The 19,002-nt window shown below is 64.4% G+C and carries 15 protein-coding genes and 1 tRNA gene; 5 read left to right on the forward strand and 11 right to left on the reverse strand.

Annotation, left to right across the window (positions count from 1 at the left end):
• The first annotated feature begins 73 nt into the window (after positions 1–73).
• The gene (locus tag C8C93_RS01500) at positions 74–1,540 is read left to right on the forward strand and encodes a sensor domain-containing diguanylate cyclase (protein WP_305000483.1); all 1,467 of its coding nucleotides are present in this window, start codon (positions 74–76) and stop codon (positions 1,538–1,540) included.
• Between the two features lie 383 nt (positions 1,541–1,923).
• Here the strand turns inward: C8C93_RS01500 and C8C93_RS01505 are convergent, their stop codons facing one another.
• The 4 genes from C8C93_RS01505 to C8C93_RS01520 form a co-directional block, all read right to left on the reverse strand.
• Entirely contained in the window at positions 1,924–3,156 is a 1,233-nt protein-coding gene (locus C8C93_RS01505) for a multidrug effflux MFS transporter (protein WP_121505676.1), read from the reverse strand.
• A gap of 85 nt (positions 3,157–3,241) precedes the next feature.
• Positions 3,242–4,312, reverse strand: coding sequence for a cellulose synthase complex periplasmic endoglucanase BcsZ (gene bcsZ, locus C8C93_RS01510; RefSeq protein ID WP_233559566.1), 1,071 nt, complete (start codon positions 4,310–4,312; stop codon positions 3,242–3,244).
• 323 nt (positions 4,313–4,635) lie between these two features.
• Positions 4,636–4,711, reverse strand: a tRNA-Lys gene (locus C8C93_RS01515).
• 84 nt (positions 4,712–4,795) lie between these two features.
• Entirely contained in the window at positions 4,796–5,680 is an 885-nt protein-coding gene (locus C8C93_RS01520) for an NAD(P)-dependent oxidoreductase (protein ID WP_199726966.1), read from the reverse strand.
• Between the two features lie 129 nt (positions 5,681–5,809).
• Between C8C93_RS01520 and C8C93_RS01525 the strand changes: the two genes are divergently transcribed.
• Positions 5,810–6,691 (forward strand): alpha/beta hydrolase, encoded by an 882-nt coding sequence (locus tag C8C93_RS01525; protein WP_121505679.1) that lies wholly within the window; start codon positions 5,810–5,812, stop codon positions 6,689–6,691.
• 30 nt (positions 6,692–6,721) lie between these two features.
• Here C8C93_RS01525 and C8C93_RS01530 read toward each other — a convergent pair whose 3' ends face one another.
• Together C8C93_RS01530 and C8C93_RS01535 are read right to left on the reverse strand one after the other, a co-directional pair.
• Positions 6,722–7,699 carry a GMP reductase gene (locus tag C8C93_RS01530; RefSeq protein ID WP_121505680.1) on the reverse strand — a complete coding sequence of 326 codons (978 nt, stop codon included), beginning with the start codon at positions 7,697–7,699 and terminating at the stop codon, positions 6,722–6,724.
• A gap of 225 nt (positions 7,700–7,924) precedes the next feature.
• Positions 7,925–8,632 carry a hypothetical protein gene (locus tag C8C93_RS01535; RefSeq protein WP_121505681.1) on the reverse strand — a complete coding sequence of 236 codons (708 nt, stop codon included), beginning with the start codon at positions 8,630–8,632 and terminating at the stop codon, positions 7,925–7,927.
• A 44-nt stretch (positions 8,633–8,676) separates the two neighbouring features.
• Here C8C93_RS01535 and C8C93_RS01540 point away from each other — a divergent pair, with 44 nt between their 5' ends.
• Both C8C93_RS01540 and C8C93_RS01545 read left to right on the forward strand, forming a co-directional pair.
• A complete protein-coding gene (locus tag C8C93_RS01540) occupies positions 8,677–11,139 on the forward strand; it encodes a UvrD-helicase domain-containing protein (protein ID WP_121505682.1) in 2,463 nt (820 codons plus the stop codon).
• Positions 11,136–11,699: an AAA family ATPase gene (locus C8C93_RS01545; protein WP_121505683.1), complete on the forward strand. Its 564-nt coding sequence runs from the start codon at positions 11,136–11,138 to the stop codon at positions 11,697–11,699. The genes C8C93_RS01540 and C8C93_RS01545 overlap by 4 nt, the downstream gene beginning before the upstream one ends.
• A 37-nt stretch (positions 11,700–11,736) precedes the next feature.
• Here the strand turns inward: C8C93_RS01545 and C8C93_RS01550 are convergent, their stop codons facing one another.
• Complete coding sequence (locus tag C8C93_RS01550) at positions 11,737–12,489, reverse strand: SDR family oxidoreductase (RefSeq protein WP_121505684.1); 753 nt, start codon at positions 12,487–12,489, stop codon at positions 11,737–11,739.
• A gap of 116 nt (positions 12,490–12,605) precedes the next feature.
• On the opposite strand from C8C93_RS01550, the gene C8C93_RS01555 reads away from it, so the two are divergent.
• Positions 12,606–13,520, forward strand: a complete 915-nt coding sequence (locus tag C8C93_RS01555; RefSeq protein ID WP_121505685.1) for an AraC family transcriptional regulator — start codon at positions 12,606–12,608, stop codon at positions 13,518–13,520.
• Between the two features lie 81 nt (positions 13,521–13,601).
• Here C8C93_RS01555 and C8C93_RS01560 read toward each other — a convergent pair whose 3' ends face one another.
• From C8C93_RS01560 to C8C93_RS01575, 4 genes are all read right to left on the reverse strand, one after another.
• A complete protein-coding gene (locus C8C93_RS01560) occupies positions 13,602–14,744 on the reverse strand; it encodes a DUF1513 domain-containing protein (protein WP_121505686.1) in 1,143 nt (380 codons plus the stop codon).
• Positions 14,734–15,840 (reverse strand): imelysin family protein, encoded by a 1,107-nt coding sequence (locus C8C93_RS01565; protein WP_121508616.1) that lies wholly within the window; start codon positions 15,838–15,840, stop codon positions 14,734–14,736. The genes C8C93_RS01560 and C8C93_RS01565 overlap by 11 nt, the downstream gene beginning before the upstream one ends.
• 164 nt (positions 15,841–16,004) lie before the next feature.
• Entirely contained in the window at positions 16,005–17,507 is a 1,503-nt protein-coding gene (locus tag C8C93_RS01570; protein ID WP_121505687.1) for a di-heme oxidoredictase family protein, read from the reverse strand.
• Positions 17,508–17,509: 2 nt separating this feature from the next.
• Positions 17,510–18,715 (reverse strand): imelysin family protein, encoded by a 1,206-nt coding sequence (locus tag C8C93_RS01575; RefSeq protein ID WP_121505688.1) that lies wholly within the window; start codon positions 18,713–18,715, stop codon positions 17,510–17,512.
• Positions 18,716–19,002 lie beyond the last annotated feature (287 nt).

The raw sequence follows: 19,002 nt of genomic DNA on the forward strand, positions 1-19,002 counted from the left end.
TTGTGGTTGTGGGGACCCTGGACCAAGAATACGCAGAGTAGCTCGACAATAATTGCCCAGGGAGGAATCTGCAGTGTCGTCTTCGTTATCTTCCGAGGCAGACTTCGAACACATGTTCGAACTGGCGCCTGTGTCTCTCTGGCTGGAGGACTACAGCGCCCTGAAGCAACTTTTTGATCGCTGGCGCGCTGCGGGGGTTTCCGATCTTCGTGCCCACCTTGCTCAGGACTCCGCAAGGGTGCGGCAATGCAGCGCTGCCCTCAAGGTGTTGAAAGTCAATCGCCGCACGCTGGAGCTGTTTGCGGCCGAGAACCAACAGGTGCTTGAAGCGAATCTGGACCAGGTCTTCAGGGATGACATGCACGATGCGGTCTTCCATGAGCTGGCGGCGCTGTGGTCCGGGCAGCTGGAGTTTTCGAACCAGACGGTCAACTATGCGCTGGATGGTCGGCGTCTTGACGTTCAGATTCGCGCACGCATCCTTCCAGGGTATGAAGCGGACTGGAGCCGCGTTCTGCTTTCGCTGGAAGACATCACGGCCCAAGTGCGGAGTGCCAGCCAACTTCGGCGCAGCGAACAATATGCGCGGGATTTGTTTGAGCACTCCCCGGTCTCGTTGTGGGTCGAGGATTTCAGTGCCGTGAAAAGCCTGCTCGACGGCGTTCGCGCGCAGGGCATTGACGACTTCAAGACCTTCATCACGGTGCACCCTGAATTCGTCACGCGCTGCATGCAGGAGATTCGCGTGATCGATGTCAACCAGCAGACGTTGCGCATGTTCGGTGCGTCCAGCAAGGAGATGCTTCTGAACAACATCGGGCGGGTGTTTAGGGGTGAGATGCATGAGTCCTTCGCGGACCAGTTGCTGGACCTGTGGGAGGGCAAGACCTTTCAGCAGCGCGAAGTGGTCAACTACGCGCTGTCGGGGGATGCGGTGCATATCCACATGCAGTTTTCTGTGTTGGCAGACCATCTTGCGGACTGGGGGCTGGTGCTGCTGTCGCTGGTGGACATCACGGCGCGCAAAAAGGCCGAAGCCTACCTGGAGTACCTTGGCAAGCATGACGTCCTGACGCAGCTGCGCAACCGGGCCTTCTATGCGGAAGAACTCAATCGTGTCACCCGCAAGGGGCCGTGGCCTCTGTCCATCATTGCGATTGATCTGAACGGGCTCAAGGTTGTGAACGATGAGCAGGGCCATGCTGCGGGCGATTCCATGCTGCGCAGGGTGGGCGAAGTACTGGCCAAGGCGGTGGACCCGCCAGCCTGCGCCGCGCGCATTGGCGGAGACGAATTCACGGTGTTGCTGCCCGGCATGGACGAGCGCAGCGCCTTTGCGTTGCAGGAGCGCATTCTCTCCATGTTGGACTTGAACAACCAGTTCTATCCGGGTCAGCCTATCAGCCTGGCCATGGGCGTCGCTTCGTGCCGTTCGGGCGACATGGTGGAAGCGGCCATCCATCGTGCCGACCAGGCCATGTATGCCGAAAAAATCCGGTACTACCAGGAAAAAGGGGTGGACCGGCGGCAACTGTCATAGGACCCCTTCCGGGTTGCACGGAAGCTTGGCGTCAGGTGCCGTGGGGTGTACTTCAGAACTCAGCCCGCGTGAACTGCGTAGCCGTAGAGCCACCCGGTTGGCGCCCTGGCTAGAAAGTTGCGCTCCGAGGCATCGATGGCCCCAGTGCCTGGCGGGCGTAGCGGCTTTCCAGAGGCTTCGCCAGGGTGACTACTGTGCCTTTACCTGTGCCTCTACCGCCTTGAACGCTTCGACATCGACAAACTTGCCAAGCTTCCAGTTAGGCTGGGCTTTGTACTCGGGCGCCTGGAATCCCACTCTCGCGGGTGCGCACTGACTTGGCGGGGCGTAGAGTGAGGTCTCATTGTTGCTAGCGCGCAGGGCAATTCACGAACGCCAGGGGCTCAACCTGGCGTTGCAGTCCTTCCAATATCGGGCCAGCGATGGTGCAGATAGATCCAAGCCATCATGCCCACGCACATCATGAGCAGCGATGCGAAGGCCAGCAAGACCGTTGAGTGCATTACCAAAGGGACCAGGATGCCGGCCACAATGCCGTTCGCAGTAGAGCCGACAAACGCTTGCATGGACGAGGCCATACCGCGGCGCTCGGGGTGAAGGTCCAGCACCAGCAGGGTCACTACCGGCACCATCAGTGCCCAGCCAAACGCAAAGACCGCAATCGGCAGCAGCGACCAGGCCGCGTGCACTGGAAAGAGCAGATTTGCTCCCAGGTTGAAGACGGCTACGGTGAACATGATCACAAAGCCGTGCCGTATCTGTCGTTTTGGAGCGATCTTGCCGGCCAGACGCCCGCTCAGCCACGCGCCGCCCATGATGCCCGAAATGGTCAGTAGAAAGAACCAGAAGAACTGCGTGGGGGCTAGTGCAAGGTGTTCGCCCAGAAAGGCAGGTGCTGCCAGTACGTACAGGAACATTCCATTGAAAGGAACGCCGCTTGCGAGCGCCAGCAGCACAAATCGAGGGCTTGACCCCAGCTGCCAGTACCCCCGCATCAGATGGGGCACATTGAACGGCTGGCGATGCTCGGCCTGCAATGTTTCGGGCAGGAGCCTGAAGTTTGCGACCCAGAGCACCAGACCCACGCAGGTCAGAAACCAGAAGATGCTGTGCCAGCCTGCATGTACAAAAAGCCAGCCGCCCACGATGGGAGCGATGGCTGGGGCTATGCCAAAGTAGATCGTCACTTGGCTCATCACCTGCTGCGCGCGCGCTGGGGGAAACATGTCGCGGATGACCGCACGCGACACCACAATGCCAGCGCCCGTAGACAAGCCCTGCAATGCCCTGAACGCTATGAGCTGGCCGATGCTTTGTGACAGCGCGCATCCAGCCGAGGCCAGCGTGAACATGGCAATCCCGCACAGGACCACCGGTCGCCGGCCAAAGCTGTCGGCGAGTGCTCCATGGAAGAGGTTCATGAACGCAAAACCAAAGAGATAGGCCGAAAGGGTCTGTTGCATCTCCACCGGGGTGGCGCCCAGGGCACTGGCAATGCCTGCGAAGGCAGGTATGTAGGTGTCAATCGAGAAAGGCCCCAGCATGCCCAGTACGGCGAGGAGGGCAGCGAGGGTCCATTGGGGCGCGCGCCAAAGTGTGTGGGCGTTGGGATTCATCGGGTGGGCAACGGGTAGAACATCGGGCAGGGGCAGGGGGGGGCTCGGACAGGACCGATGACGGCCGTTGCGGCAAGAGCCGCTGTCAGGGCTTGGTTCTCTGCGGCAGGAGTTGACCCCCGGATGAAAACCGGTACCTCCCCTCCATCCAGCCCAGTCCGAACAGGGCCAGAGTCTGTTCATAGTACGCCGTGGATCGCACGGGATTCGCGACGAGACGGCTGAGCTGCGCTTTAAATGCAGCACTGTCGCCTTGCGCCTGCAAAAAGGGCAGCATCGCTGCCGTAAAGCCTGCCGGACCGGGGCCTGAGCCCTGTCCTGTCAGTACATCAATCGATTCAGGTGGGTACCCCTGTTCGCGCACGTATCTCGCCATGGGGGCCAATGCAGAAAGCAAGGGCTTGCGGCCAGGTGCGGCAGGGTGCAGCATGCCTGCCCACAGGTAGACGCGAATCGCGTTGTAGGCGCCCTGGCCTTTTTCCTTGCCTTTTTCGTCAATGAGAAAGCCTTGCCGTGCGTCGTACAAGGTCCAGTCAGGGGCGTAGCCTTGGGGGGAGGCTCCCACGATGATTTTTTCAGAACTTTGAGTGAGCTGCCTCCAGGCAGGGAGGGGGTAGAGCGTGGCCAGCCGTTGCATGACCTGCAACGGCATATAGCTTGGGTTGAGTTTCCATCGGCCTTCGGCCTCCACAAAGCCGCTTGGCGCAGGGAGCAGGCTCGGCCCCAGGCCAGGGAGGTCTGCGGTCTCCTCTGCAATGATGCGGGCGGCCAGACGAGCCCCCAAGGCGCGATATTGCGGGGCGTTCCACAGGCGTGCAGCCTCGCCCAAGACATAGGCAATCCAGATGTCAGCGTCGGAGGCCGCATTGCTGTCAATAACGCCCCAGGTTCCGTCCGGCCGACGGCCCCACAGCCACGCGGGCAGGCGTGCGCCCAGGTCTCCGCCGCTCAGGTTGTTCTCGGTCCAGCGCAGGAGGGTGTCGAAACCCTTGCGGTCATTGGCGACCAGGGCAAAGAAAAGTCCGTAAGCTTGGCCTTCCGAGTAGGTGCGCCCTCCCTCCCCGTCGTCCGAGATCACCCGGCCTTCCTCGCTGGTGAATTGGGCCTTGAAGGTATCCCAGGCAGGCCATTGACCGCCGCGCGCCAAACCCGCCACTGCTCGCTCCTGCCCTTGCGCGCGTGACAGCGTGGCGGGCGCGAGCAGGCTCAGTCCTGTGAGAAGTGCTGTCCGCCTCAGGAGCATTGGAGTCATAAAAATCCTCGTGTTGCATTACCAACAGGAACGGGTTCTTCTGGATAGCCTATGGTGCACAGCGCATATGTGCGAGCACGATGAGGTTATTTTGTAACCTGAAGATGCTGCTGAGAGCGGAGCCAGCCGAGAAAGGGGCGTGTCGCGCCTCTGTCGTAGCCAGAAAAACAAAAAAGCCGACGCTACATTGAAGTAGCACCGGCTTTGTGCGCCTTGCGGCTTTTGTTTGGTGGGTCCTGAGTGACTCGAACACTCGACCTACGGATTAAGAGTCCGCTGCTCTACCAACTGAGCTAAGAACCCAAACTTTTTATAAATCTGTCTGCATTGCAGCAGAGCCTCGAATTATGCACTAGTTTTTTGTGGCTTGGCAAGCAACCCAGAAAATTATTGCATGGCATTGCGGCTGGCGAGTTCGACAAACAGGCCACTGTGGTCCAGTTCACCCAAGCCATGATCTACGCCTTCGGCATAGAGGGTCTCGAACAGGGCTGTGATGGGCGCGTCGAAGCCGATCTCGCCGGCCGTCGCCAGGGCGTTGCGCATGTCCTTGAGCTGCACTGCCATGCGGCCGCGTGGGGCAAAGTCACGCTCCACCATGCGCTGGCCATGCAGTTGCAGGATGCGGCTGTCTGCAAAACCTCCCTGAATGGCTTCGCGCACCTTGGCCATGTCTGCGCCGCCCTTGGCTGCAAACAGCAGTGCCTCGGCCACCGCGCCGATGGTGATGCCCACGATCATCTGGTTGGCCAACTTGGTGAGCTGGCCCGCGCCGTGCGGGCCCACATGGGTGGCGCGGCCGCAGGCGGCGAACACGGGCTGGGCCTGCGCAAAGTCTTCAGGGCGCCCGCCCACCAGGATGGCGAGCGTGCCGTTTTCTGCTCCCACCGTCCCACCTGATACAGGTGCATCCAGGTGGGCCAGGCCCATCTCGCCCAGGCGGGCGGCGTGGTCCCGTGCTTCGCGGGGCTGGATGGAGGCCATGTCGATGAAGAGGGCGCCTTTGCGCATCGCCTTGGCCGTTCCGGATTCGAACAGGACGTGTCCTACGACAGGGCCGTTTTCCAGCAGGCTGATCACCATATCGGCGTTCTGGACCGCTTCGGTGGGCGAGGCATGGACGGTGATGCCAAACGCTGTCAGGGGCTCCGCCTTGGCTCGGGTACGGTTCCACACCTGGACCTGATGGCCGGCTTCCTTGAGGCGGCGTGCGATGGGGCGGCCCATCATGCCAATGCCCAGGACTGCAATGCGAAGCGGGGTGGTGGTCATGGCGTCATTCATCCGGGATCGTTGTCTCTGTGTGCATCATGTGCCTTTTTGGTGCATCACCCTGTCACGGAGCTTGCAGCATGGCTAGATTGGAATGATGATGCCGCACAGCCCCAGGAGACCCTACCCATGACCTTGCCCCTGCATGACCCCGCCTGGCTGGAGCGCATGTACAACAACCGTGCTCTGGTGCCCGACCACATGGACTACCTGCAACGCTGGGCACGGGATTCTGCGCAGGTGCGGGCCAACGTCCCTTGTGTGCTGGATGTGGCCTATGGCAGCGGTGCAGGGGAAACCCTGGACGTGTTTCCGTCTGCACGTACCACGGGCGGGCCGGTGCCTGTGCTGGTGTTCATCCATGGCGGCTACTGGCGGTCGCTCGACAAATCCGATCACTCGTTCATTGCGCCGCCTTTTACCCAGGCCGGGTTTTGTGTGGTGGTGGTGAACTATGCGTTGTGCCCAGGCACCCCCGAGGCGCCGGTGACCATTCCGCACATCGTGCGGCAAATGGAGAAAGCACTGGGTTGGGTGTGGCTCCACGTTGCCGCCCATGGGGGCGACCCGAAGCGGATTACCGTGGCCGGGCATTCGGCGGGAGGCCAACTGGCGGCCCTGCTGCTCACCAGTGTGTGGCCGCTGATCGGTGACGGTCTGCCGGATGGGCTGGTGCGCAATGCGCTGTCGATCTCCGGGGTCCACGATCTGGAGCCCATCATGCACACCCCCATGTACCAGACGGTGCTGAACCTCACGGAGCAGCAAGTGCTGGAGTGCAGCCCGGCGCGCCTGCTGGAGCCCGCCATCGGTACGCTCTATTGCGCCGTGGGGGCGGATGAAAGCCCCGAGTTCCTACGGCAGAACCAGTTGATGCAGAACGCCTGGGGCAGCCACTTCGTGCCCCGTAGCGTGGCATTACCCGGACTGCACCACTTCAGCATCGTCGATGCCCTGGCCCAGCCGGGGCACGACCTGCACCACATGGCGCAGAACCTGCTGCGGGCCTGACCTCGCGTTGATCTCGGCCCGGTTGCTGGTTTACATCAGCAGGTGCTCACCCGCGTTGTCGCCGCCCAGGATCACATAGTTGACCTTGCGCACGTCCATCAGCTTGGTGCCGCCAGCGTAGCTGATGGAGCTTTGCACATCCTGCTCCATCTCGATCAGCGTCTCGGCCAGCTTGCCCTTGATGGGCTCCAGGATGCGCTTGCCTTCCACGTGCTTGTACTCGCCCTTGTTGAAGTCGCTGGCTGAGCCGTAGTACTCCTTGAACAGAGCGCCGTCCACCTCCACCGTCTTGCCGGGGGACTCTTCATGGCCTGCGAACAGCGAGCCGATCATCACCATGCTGGCGCCAAAACGGATGCTCTTGGCGATGTCGCCATGGCTGCGGATGCCGCCGTCGGCAATGATGGGTTTGGTGGCCACGCGGGCACACCACTTGAGGGCAGATAGCTGCCAGCCGCCCGTGCCAAAGCCGGTCTTGAGTTTGGTGATGCACACCTTGCCCGGGCCCACGCCTACCTTGGTCGCGTCGGCGCCCCAGTTTTCCAGGTCGATGATGGCTTCAGGCGTGGCCACATTGCCAGCAATCACAAACGCCTTGGGCAGGTGCTGCTTGAGGTAGCCAATCATGTTCTTCACGCTGTCGGCATGCCCATGGGCGATGTCGATGGTGATGTATTCGGGCGTGAGGCCCAGGGCCACCAACTGGTCCACGGTGTCGTAGTCGGGTCGTTTGACGCCCAGTGAGATCGAGGCGTAGCAGCCCTTGGCGTGCATGTCCTTGACGAACTGAATGTTGTCCAGGTCAAACCGGTGCATGACATAGAAGTAGCCGTTCTGGGCCATCCAGGTACAGATCTTTTCGTCCACCACCGTTTTCATGTTGGCGGGTACCACGGGGATGCGGAACGAGCGGCCGCCCAACTCCACACTGGCGTCGCATTCCGAGCGGCTTTCCACGCGGCATTTGCGGGGCAGCAGCAAAACGTTGTCGTAATCGAAGATTTCCATGAGATTCCAAGCTCCTTTGAAAAGGTCGCCTGCGAAGGATTTCGCGGGCGTGGGCGCTTGGCTTGGGACCGGCTTTGTGGGCACTGGCGTGGTGGCCAGCTCCGAACCCCGCAGATTGCGCGGGCACAAAAAACCGGGCGTCAAGAAACTTGGGCCCGGTGATTGATTCTACCCGCCTGCCTGGCAGACCCTATAACCGTGCGGGTATGACCGGTATCACCGATGTCATCGGCAGGTGGACTGCGCAGCCGCCAGGACGCTACCCTGGGCGTCCTGCACCCAGCCCACCATGCGCAGCCGCTCGGCCTGTGCGCCTTCCGGGATGCGCATGGACCGGGTTTCCATCCATTTCATTTGCTCTTTTTTTGATAGCTTTTCGCGCTTTTCCCACGTGCCGTGGAGCATGTTTCGAACCATATTTCGTGCCACTTTCGTGCCTTCGGTGCCTGCAGGCACGGATTCGACAAGCAGCAGGTAAAAGTCCATGGCTCCGGGCGTTGCGACGTTGCGCTGCACGGGCGTGAACGCGATGGCCGCGCCCAGGTAGTCGTTAAACGGCATGCCGTGGGCCACGCGCAGGCGGGCGGTCGTGGCGGCCTCGATGGCCGCAGTGTGGACATCGGTGGTGACAGGGGGCTTGCGGCCCAGGGTCTGCAGGCGGGCCAGGGCGTCGTTGGTGGCGGCGGCCGACAAGGGCGCTTCGTCACCGGCCTTGCCCGGCACGATCCAGTCCAGCACCGCCACGCCCGCCGTGGCAGAGGGCGCGGGGGGGGCCGTATCGCTCCAGCAGACTTCGCAGTCGGCACTGATGAAGCGCTCGAAAATGGCCACGGGCTGTGGGAAGCCGTCACTGCTGCAGCTGGCCTGGGCCAGCGCTGAGGCTGTGTAGGTAAGGACCAGGACGCTGGCCAGGGTGCGGGCAATGTTTTTCATGGTCGGGCGGGGGAGGGTGCCGGGGCGCTTTCTACAATGGCCGCATGTTCCCACAAGACCCGTTCCCGGGTGCACCCGAAGCCTTGGTGCCCCCACACGCTGCTGCGGCCTCGGCTGCATCGCCCCTCCTGGCCAATCTGAACGACGAGCAACTGGCGGCCGTCACGCTGCCCGCAGGCCACGCACTGATACTGGCGGGCGCAGGCTCGGGCAAGACGCGTGTGCTCACCACCCGCATTGCCTGGCTGCTGCAAAACGGCTATGCCACGCCCGGTGGCATTCTGGCTGTCACTTTCACGAACAAGGCCGCCAAGGAGATGGTGGCCCGGTTATCCGCCATGCTGCCGGTGAACGTGCGTGGCATGTGGATCGGCACCTTCCACGGCCTGTGCAACCGCCTTTTGCGCGCGCACCACAAGGCGGCGGGCCTGTCGCAATCCTTTCAAATTCTGGATACGCAAGACCAGCTCTCGGCCATCAAGCGCCTGTGCAAGCAGCACAACGTGGACGACGAGCGTTTTCCGCCCAAACAGCTGGCGTATTTCATCGCCAATTGCAAGGAAGAAGGCCTGCGCCCCGCCAACGTGGAGGCGCACGACAGCGACTCGCGCAAGAAGGTCGAGATTTACCAGCTGTACGAAGAACAATGCCAGCGCGAAGGCGTGGTGGACTTTGGCGAGCTGATGCTGCGCAGCTACGAGCTGCTGCGCGACAACGACCCGATCCGCGAGCACTACCAGCGCCGGTTTCAGCACATCCTGGTCGATGAGTTTCAGGACACCAACAAGCTGCAGTACGCCTGGCTCAAGCAGCTGGCGGGCAACGAGGTGGACGGGCGCTTTGAAGCACGCGGCAGCGTGATTGCCGTGGGCGACGACGACCAGAGCATCTACGCCTTTCGCGGTGCGCGCGTGGGCAACATGACCGACTTTGTGCGCGAGTTCGACGTGCAGCGCCAGATCAAGCTGGAGCAGAACTACCGCAGCTACAGCAACATTCTTGATTCGGCCAACGCCCTCATCAGCCACAACAGCCGCCGCCTGGGCAAGAACCTGCGCACCATACAGGGCGCGGGCGAGCCCGTGCGCGTGTACGAAGCCAGCTCCGACCTGGCGGAGGCGCAGTGGATGGTCGATGAGATCAAGCAACTCGTGCGCAACGACGGCTTTGAGCGCAAGGAAATCGCCGTGCTCTACCGCAGCAATGCGCAAAGCCGGGTGATCGAATCGGCACTGTTCAATGCCAGCGTGCCCTACCGCGTGTACGGCGGTCTGCGCTTCTTCGAGCGCGCCGAAATCAAGCATGCGCTGGCCTACCTGCGCCTGCTGGAGAACCCACACGACGACACCAGCTTCACGCGCGTCGTCAACTTTCCGCCGCGTGGCATTGGCGCGCGCAGCATCGAGGTGCTGCAGGACGCGGCCCGCGCCGCAGGTTGCTCGCTGCACGACGCGGTGAGCGCCGTGCCCGGCAAGGCGGGCGCCAACCTGGGCGCGTTCGTCGCTATGGTGGATGTGCTGCGCGAGCAGACCCAAGGCCTGAACCTGCGCGGCATCATCGAGCAGATGCTCGAATCCACGGGCTTGGTGGAGCACTTCCGCACGGAGAAGGAAGGCGCCGACCGCATCGAGAACTTGCAGGAACTGGTCAACGCTGCCGAGAGTTTTGTCACGCAGGAAGGATTTGGCCGCGACGCCGTGGCCCTGCCGCTAGACGAACATGGCACACCGCTCACGCAAAGCGCCCAAAGCCCGGTTAGCCAGGGGTTGGACCCCAATGCGCCGGTGCTGGACGAACCCCTGAAACCCGCCGTGCCGGGTATCGTGGACGCCGACACCGGCGAAACCCTCTCGCCCCTGGCCGCCTTCCTGACCCACGCCGCGCTCGAAGCGGGCGACAACCAGGCCCAGGCTGGCCAAGACGCCGTGCAACTGATGACCGTGCACGCCAGCAAGGGCCTGGAGTTTGACGGTGTGTTCATCGGCGGCATGGAAGAGGGCCTGTTCCCCCACGAAAACTCCGCCAGCGAGCGCGATGGTCTGGAGGAAGAGCGCCGACTGATGTATGTGGCCATCACCCGCGCCCGCAAGCGCCTGTACCTGAGCCACTCGCAAACGCGCATGCTGCATGGGCAGACGCGCTATAATATCAAGAGCCGCTTTTTTGACGAGCTGCCTGAGGCCGCACTCAAGTGGATTACGCCCAAGCAGCAAGGGTTTGGATCGTATGCTCCTAATTCAGGAGCTGGTAGCGCTTATCCATCAAGCGCTAGAGGCCAATTTGGCTTTAAATCCGAGACATTCGCCAGCCCACCGGTGCCCGTGCAAAAGACCGCGCCGTCCCACGGCCTGCGCGCAGGCATCAACGTGTTCCACACCAAGTTCGGCGAAGGCAAGGTGCTGGCCATCGAGGGAACGGGCGACGACGCGCGTGCGCAGGTCAACTTCCCGCGCCATGGCACCAAATGGCTGGCGCTCAGCGTGGCCAAGTTGACGGTGGTGGATTGAGCGCAGCCACCGCTCCTGCTCCCGCCTCGATCCTGGTGGTGCTGGGCGGGCTGCCCGGCGTGGGCAAGAGCACGGTCGCCCATGCGCTGCTGGCGCTCTGGCCTGCGGTGTACCTGCGTATCGACACCATTGAGCAGGCGCTGCGGGATTCCGGCGTGCTGATGGCAGGAGAGGTGGGCGCGGCGGGCTACCGGGTGGCCTATGCGCTGGCGCGCACCCAGCTTGCGCAGGGTTTGCCGGTGCTGGCGGACTGCGTCAACCCGCTGCCGGTGACGCGCGAAGCCTGGCGTACTGTGGCCAGTGATACGCGGGTGCCCCTGCTGGGGGTGGAAGTGATTTGCTCGAATGCCGCAGAGCACCAGCGGCGGGTGGAAACGCGGGCCATGGAAGTCCCAGGGCTGCTGGCGCCGACTTGGCAGGCCGTGCTGCAGCACGATTACTTGCGCCGGAACGATGAGCGGCTGGTGTTGGATACCGCAAGCATGGATGCAGAGCAGGCAGCCGCGCGGTTGCTGGTGGAGGTGCAACAACAGCTGCAGCGAAACAGCGTCGGCAGCTGACCTGACATCAACCCGCGGGGCTTTTCAACCCGCCTGCTTATCCCTCACGTGCCGCTTCCGCCAGCGCCACCGCATCTGCCCCCGCCGCATACCGCAGGCGGTCTGACACATCGTTCACCGCCGCCCACACACCCTCGGCCACATCCTGTTCGGTCGTCACGGCGGCCGGCTGCCCCAGGGCTGCAAAGATTGACTGGGCGTAGGGAGCGTAGGCGGACGGGATCAACCCCTGCATGCGCTCCGCGCCGTTGGCGGTGAACTGGGTGGTGGGCGCGTAGCCGGGCTCGACGAGTTTCACGCGGACGCCAAACGCCGCCAGTTCAAAGGCCAGCGACGCGGTGAACCCCTCGATGGCCGTCTTGCTTGCGGTGTACGCCGCCACCAGCGGCATGGGCGCCAGGGTGGCGCTGGAGGTGACGTTGACCACCAGGCCCGCACCGCGCTCGCGCATCTGCGGCAACACGGCCTGGGTCATCGCCATGGTGCCGAAGGTGTTGGTGTCGAAGATGTCACGCACCGTGGTCATGGGCGTGGCCTCAAAGGCGCCGAACAGCCCCAGGCCCGCGTTGTTCACCAGTACGTCGATGGGACCAGCGGCCTGTAATGCCTGGGCGATGCTGTTGGGCGCTGTGACATCCAGCGGTAGAACGCGCACGCGGTCTGATGCGGGCAACACGTCAGCGCGCGGGGTGCGCATGGTGGCGATCACGTTCCAGCCCTGGGCGTGAAAGTGGCGGGCGGTGGCCAGGCCGTAGCCAGACGAGCAGCCGGTGATGAGAATGGTCTTCATGGTGAAACTCCTTGGGGATGGTGGATGGGAACAGATGGAAGGTGGTGCAACGATATCGGGCCAAGGCTGGATTAACTACAATCAAACGTCCAATTTTTGTTTGCAGGAGTCCGGCGGTGGTGGATCCCCTTGCCCAAGTGATTGCGCTGCTGCGGCCGCGCGCCGTGTTCTCCAAGGTGATCAGCGGCGCGGGCGCCTGGGCCGTGCGTTATGGGGAGTTCGGCAGTCCGAGCTTTTGCACCATGCTGGAAGGCCAGTGCGTGCTGGCCGTGGCGGGGCAAGAGCCGGTGACGCTGGAGGCTGGCGACTTTGTGCTGATGCCCGCGACGCCGGGGTTCACCTTGTCGGGCATGGAGCAGCCACCGGCGCAGCCGGTGTTCATGGACCCCCACCGTTTGTCCCCGCCCGATGGGGAGCACGGGCTGCGCCATGGCACGCCCGACGGCCCGCCGGACATGCGCATGCTGGGCGGCTACTTTGAGTTTGATTCGCCCGACGCCGCGTTGCTGGTGTCGCTGCTGCCGGACCTGCTGCATGTGCGCGGGGTGGAGCGGCTGCCGACCCTGGTGCAACTGGTGCGGCAGGAATGCCTGGCCATGCTGCCCGGCCGAGACCTGGTGCTGGACCGCCTGGTGGAGTTGCTGCTGATCGAGGCCCTGCGGTCGAGCGGCGAGGCGGGTGCGCCCCCCGGGCTGCTGCGCGGCCTGGCAGACGCCCGCGTGGCGGTGGGCCTGCGCCTGATGCACAGCGCGCCAGAGCAGTCGTGGACGGTGGATGCATTGGCGCGCGAGGCGGCGTTGTCGCGATCCACATTCTTTGAGCGCTTCTTGCGCGCCGTGGGGGTGCCGCCCATGGAATACCTGCTGGCCTGGCGCATGGCGCTGGCCAAGAACCTGCTGCGCGGCAGCGACGGCCGCATAGGCATCGACGAAGTGGCCGCGCGCGTGGGCTACAGCTCGGCCAGCACCTTCAGCACCGCATTCAGCCGCCATGTGGGGCTGGCGCCCGGGCGCTATGCGCGCCAGCCGTAGGCGTGCAGGCGGTTTGCTCAGTTATTTATAGCTGCTAGCGCTTATCCAACAAGCGCTAGAGGCACTTTTGGCTTCAATTTTCTACGATGCCAACACCCAGTGATTGTCCAGCCGCACGCCTCGCAGGCTGCGGCCATGCGCGTGGCTCACAGGTGCTGCGGCCTGCGCGTTCTGCAGGCTGGCGCCCAAACCGCCCGCCCACAGCGCGCCGCCGTGCACAGCCAGCGGGCAGACGTCGGGCAGCGGCACCAGCCCGCGCCATTCGCCCTGCGGCGTGTACGTGGCAATGCCATTGGCGCGCGGGCAGCTGACGGCCCAGCCCGCAGGTGTGGCGGCCACGCTGCCGCCGTAGCCGTGGATGCTTTGCGCGATGTGCTCGGGCGTGGGCACCACCCGCAGAGCGGTGCCGTCGAACAGGGCCAGCACGGGGGCGGCGTCTTTGGCGGTGCTGTGGTCATGCTCGGCCTGCAGGGCGATGCCCAGGGTCCGATCATCGGGGGCCCAGGCCAGATGACGCAGGCTCAGGCGCTGATCTTGCAGGCGCCATTGGCCCAGCAGGCGGCCGGTGTGGCCGTCCAGCCGCACGATGGACGAATCCATGGTTTGCAGGTCGCGCTTGACGCGGCCGGTTTCGGGCGCGGTGGGTACGCCGCCGTTGGCAACGATGAGGGTGGGCGCGCCGTGGTTGGTGGTGCGCGTGTCCCAGGTCAGCTCATGGGCGTCGATGCCGTGGGTGGGCCATTCGGCGATTTTTTGCAGGGTGCGGGCGTCGCGCACGCCGACCCAGCTGGCGCCGGTTTCTGCATCCGTTTCGGTGGTGAACAAACGGGCCCCGTCTGCGCTGGCGATGACATGGCCGTTGAAGCTGCGCTCACCGTCCTGCCACAGCCATTGCGGCTCGGTGCGTTGGCCGGGCCACCAACGAACCAGCCAGTCGCCGGGGCGGCGGGCGGTGGCCAGCACCGAGCCATCGGGCAGCACAAAGAGGCCGTGGGCGCGGGTGGGGACTTCGAGCGACGCGTGGATCTGCAACGGCTGCCCGGCGCCCGGTTGCGTGGACAGCAGCCCGATGTGAAAGCTGCCCTCGCGCTCCCAGGCGGCAGCCAATTGCATGGTGCCGTTGTTTCTGGCGAACGCGGAGGCCGGAGCGAACGCCCACGCTCCCAGGCCTGCCAGCGCGGCCAGCCCTGCCAGCGTTTGGCGGCGGTGGAGGTCAATCACCATCGGCGTCAGAAAAACCAATGCTCACCTGCAGCGCCGGTGCCACTTCGGATTCGGCCAGAAACTTGAGTGCGGTCAGGTCCTTGGCGGTTTGCTGGATGGACGCCTTGTTCTGCACGCCCGCTTTTTGCACCTGCGCCATCGATGCATCGACCTTGCTGGCGGCTTGGTGCAGTTTGTCGGCCAGCGGGTTCAGGCCCTTGCCGCGCAAATACATCTCCAGCGGCACCAGCGCCTCGCCGGGCGCGGGTGTGGCGGCGTTCGCAGGCAGGGCGGTCACGCTGCGCAGGCCTGCCCAGGTGGCGGCCCAGGCGGCCAGGGTGTCGCCGCTGGCAGAACGGGGGTAGTCGGGGGTGCGGCTGCCAGATCCCGATCCAGCGGCGCGCAAGGGCTTTTCCATCTGCGCCCAGCGCAGGCGTTCGATGCCGCCCACCCATTGGTTCACAAACTCGCTGATGGCCTGGGTGGACTGCTCCTGTTCGTCCTCGGCGCCCCAGTCGGTGCCTGCGGCGGTGGTGAAGGCGGCTTGCAAGGCGGCGGATTCGCGGGCCACGTCCTGCGCCACTTCGTGTGCGTAGCTGCAGGCAGGGCTGCCGGGCTGCACGGGGCGGGTCCACAGCAGCCATTCCAGCGCGGGCAGGCCCTTGGCGGGGGTGCCGATGCGCTCGAACGCCTTGGCGCCTTGGGGCTGGGCGGCGATGGCTTTTTCGATCAGCGCGGGGCGGGTGGGTGTGAAGTCGATGGCGCGCTGGCTGCGGCGGGCGATGACGGGGCCTATCGACACAGCGGTCAGCTGCTCCCATGCGCGCGCTGTGGCCTGCCAAGCTGTGCGCGCGGCGGCCAGAGCCGTCTTGCTGTCACTGGCCGGGGCCTGGCACAGTGCGGCCACGGCGGGCGCCAGGGCGCGGGCGCTCTGGTCAAAGTCTTTGGCGCGGGGCAGGGCCCAATGCCCGTAGATGCCCTGCAGCGCGTGTACGGTGTCGTAGAACGGCACGGCATCGCGCTGCCAGGCGGGGGCGGCTGCGGCCGTCTGGGCCTGCGTCGCTATGGGGGGCAGTGCGGTCAGCAGCAGGGCGGCAGCAAGGAGGGATGTTTTCATCGCCGGGCCGCCCCAAGATGAAAACGCGCCCCCCTCGGGGGGCAGCGACCCGCGCAGCGGCGGAGCGTGGGGGCTGGTTTTCATCGCCGGGCCGCCCCAAGATGAAAACGCGGCTCCCTCGGGGGGCAGCGACCCGCGCAGCGGCGGAGCGTGGGGGTCAATACTCATAGCGACTCCACAAATTTCACCAGCGCATCGCGGTCGGCCTTCTTCATTTTCAGCACATGGTCCTTGGCTGCTTCGGCCTCGCCGCCGTGCCACAGCACCGCCTCCAGCACGCCGCGCGCGCGGCCGTCGTGCAGCAGGCGCGTGTGGCCGTTCACGTCCTTGATCAGGCCGGTGCCCCACAATGCGGGAGTCTTCCACTGGCGGCCGTTGGCGCCAAAGTCGGGCCGGTTGTCGGCCAGGCGTTCGCCCATGTCGTGCAGCAGCAGGTCGGTGTAGGGCCAGATGCGCTGGCCGTTCAGGGCTTTGCTGGTCAGCGTGGGGAAGGGGCCTTCCTTGGTCACGTAGCTGGGCCGGTGGCAGGTGGCGCACTGGGCCTGGGCAAACAAGGCCTGACCGCGTTGCACCTGCACGTCGTTGACGTTACGGCGCGCGGGCGGTGCCAGCGTGGCTTGGTAGAAGATCACGTCGGCGAGGGTCTTGTCGTCGATCTCCACAGCCGGCTGGCCTTGCACGCTGGCGCCCTCCTTGCCACTTTTGCCGCTGGGTGCAGCCAAGCAGTCCTTTTGTGCGGGGGTGCAGGTCTCGTGCGCGAAGTGGCGGGACGTGATGCCCATATCGCCCAGAAAGGCGCCACCCGTCTGGTGCGCGATGCTGGCCACATTGGCCTTCCAGCCAAATCGCCCTGTCATCATGCTGCCCGAGGGCGCGTCCCACACTTTGTTGGCTTGGCCTTTGATGGGGCCGGGCGCGGCGGCCTGGTCGGCTGCGTTGGCCAGGATGTCGGCCTCGGCAATCGCTTCGAGGAGGCCCACGCCGATGATCTGCGGCGCAATGCGCGGGCTGCTCATCACGTCCGGGTGCATGGGGCCGTAGCCCAGGTCGGCGAAGCCATACACGGGCTTTTGCAGTGTGTAGGGCGTGCCGTCGGCAAACTGGCCTTTGATCGTTTCGTAGCGCAGCGTGACGCGCCCTTCAGGGCTGACGCCCTGGATGGCCGCGTTGTTGAACTGGTCTCCATACACCGGCTCGGGCTGGGGCCCGCCATGCGCGTCTTTGCCGGGGATGGACAGGCGGATCAGCAGGGCCACGGTCGGGTCCTTGGTCTCGCCCAGGCGGTTGAAGATCGCTGGCGGCTCGCCCCGGCCGTCCTGCACATGGCAGCCACCGCACGAGCGCGCGATGAAGTGCGGACCCAGGCCATCACGGGCCTTGGTGGAGGCAGGGGCCTCGACCCAGTTGCGGCGAAAGAACGAGTTGCCGATGACAAAGCGCGTGCGTTCCTCATCGGTCAGGTTGGCGGCTGGGAACGAGAAGGCATTGCGCCCGGTGGCGAATACGGTGGTCTCGCCGCCGGTTTTTTCGCCCTGCGGGTCGGGCTGGGGGGTTGCCGTCAGCGATGGAATGCCCAGGCTGCCGAAGCCGGCGAGTGCGACGATGGCGGTGCTGGCAGCCGCCAGGCGCACAGCGCGCTGGCGGCGTTTGGCTCGCGAGATCTGCATGTTCAAGGCTGGACCAGCGTCAACTTGGTGATGCCAATGGCGTTGGCGGCAGCGACCAGGTCCTTGCTTTGTTGTGTGAGGCTGTCGATGGTCTTCTGGATGCGCTGGCGGCCCGGGGCGTCCTTGCCGCCGATGATTTCGCGATCGAACGGGGCCTGAATGCCTTCTGCGGCGACCACCGATGCGGCGATCTGCTGCGTGGTCATGTCGGCCAGCGCGGCGTCCCTGGCGGCGACCAGGTCACGCAGCGACGGGCCTTGCAGCACCGTGCCGTTGGCCTGCTTGTACTGGCCCAGCCACACGTTCTGGATGCCCAGTGCGTTGGTCACCGCATCGCGGTGGGTGTTGTCCGAAAAGCACGAGTGCTCGTCTTCCTGGTCCTGGCTGTTCAGCGCCACTTCCAGCCGTTCGCCGGCCAGTTCGCCGCGCGACAGCGAGCCCAGGCCCACCAGCATCTTGCGCACCGATTCCTGGCCGCCTTTGACGAAGCGGGCGCGGTAGTTGTTCTTGGCATCTGGCGCCCAGGCCTTCACCAGCGTGGTGAGGTCGTCGATGAGCAGCTCTGTCACCAGGTTCAGGTATTGGCGGCGGCGGTCGGCATTGGGGGTCTTGCCATCCACAAAGTCTTCAAAGCTGCGGTTGCCCGGGCCGCTGTCTGACAGGTCCTGGCCCCACAGGAAGAACTCGATGGCGTGCCAGCCAGTGGCAATGTTTTCCTCGCCGCCACGCTCGTTCTGCGCGGACAGGTTCTTCTTGTTGATGGTGAACTTGCGGTTGTTCACCAGCCCGGCACCGGACTTGCCTTCTACGCTGTCCACAAACGATTCGTCCATGGGCCAGGCGTTGATGCGGCCTTCCGGGCCGTTGTCGTTGTCAATGGGGCCGCCGTAGAAGCGGAAGGCCTCCGTCTGGCCGTAGAACTCGCGTGCGGCCAACCAGGTCTTGCGGGCTTCGGCCAGCGTTTCTGCAGAGGGCTTGGCGGTGAAGGCCTGCACAGCGGTCTGCAGGGCCTTGGCGGCATTCAGCGTGTCGGTGTAGCTGGCATGCACCAGGTGGCCGTAGTGCGCGGCCACCATGTTGGTGTTCACCGCCTGTGCGTTGGCCGACGGGGCCGGCGCCCCACCTGTCTGCGCTGCTGCGTGAGTGCCATAGGTGCACAGAGCCAAAGCGGCCACCAGGACCGAGGTCTTCAGAAAGGAATGGGGCATGCAGAGGTCTCCGGGGCAAAGGGGCGCGCAGGCCATGGCATGGAAGGCGGTTGGGCCTGCAAGGGCGCTGCGGTGGTCAACGAAGGGGCCGCACTGGCTGAGGGAGCCTGTGCACCACAAGGTGCGAGGGCGTGGCTGGGTGGGCGAGGGCAGGTTTTGATTATACAAATAGTAGTGATTCGTATTTGTGTATATCCACCTCTGGTGCGACCACCAGCTAGCAGGGACCGACTGTCATCAAACCGCCGCAAAAGCTTCACGGCGATGTCACCCACGGTTTCTACGCT

The sequence above is a fragment of the Acidovorax sp. 93 genome (assembly GCF_003633835.1).
Taxonomy (GTDB): Bacteria; Pseudomonadota; Gammaproteobacteria; order Burkholderiales; family Burkholderiaceae_C; genus Acidovorax; species Acidovorax facilis.

Bases quoted from the DNA above. Each gene is read 5' to 3' on its own strand.
- C8C93_RS01505 (WP_121505676.1), bottom strand. From the start codon at position 3,156: ATGAATCCCAACGCCCACACACTTTGGCGCGCGCCCCAATGGACCCTC.
- C8C93_RS01520 (WP_199726966.1), bottom strand. From the start codon at position 5,680: ATGACCACCACCCCGCTTCGCATTGCAGTCCTGGGCATTGGCATGATG.
- C8C93_RS01525 (WP_121505679.1), top strand. From the start codon at position 5,810: ATGACCTTGCCCCTGCATGACCCCGCCTGGCTGGAGCGCATGTACAAC.
- C8C93_RS01530 (WP_121505680.1), bottom strand. From the start codon at position 7,699: ATGGAAATCTTCGATTACGACAACGTTTTGCTGCTGCCCCGCAAATGC.
- C8C93_RS01535 (WP_121505681.1), bottom strand. From the start codon at position 8,632: ATGAAAAACATTGCCCGCACCCTGGCCAGCGTCCTGGTCCTTACCTAC.
- C8C93_RS01540 (WP_121505682.1), top strand. From the start codon at position 8,677: ATGTTCCCACAAGACCCGTTCCCGGGTGCACCCGAAGCCTTGGTGCCC.
- C8C93_RS01550 (WP_121505684.1), bottom strand. From the start codon at position 12,489: ATGAAGACCATTCTCATCACCGGCTGCTCGTCTGGCTACGGCCTGGCC.
- C8C93_RS01560 (WP_121505686.1), bottom strand. From the start codon at position 14,744: ATGGTGATTGACCTCCACCGCCGCCAAACGCTGGCAGGGCTGGCCGCG.
- C8C93_RS01565 (WP_121508616.1), bottom strand. From the start codon at position 15,840: ATGAAAACATCCCTCCTTGCTGCCGCCCTGCTGCTGACCGCACTGCCC.
- C8C93_RS01570 (WP_121505687.1), bottom strand. From the start codon at position 17,507: ATGCAGATCTCGCGAGCCAAACGCCGCCAGCGCGCTGTGCGCCTGGCG.
- C8C93_RS01575 (WP_121505688.1), bottom strand. From the start codon at position 18,715: ATGCCCCATTCCTTTCTGAAGACCTCGGTCCTGGTGGCCGCTTTGGCT.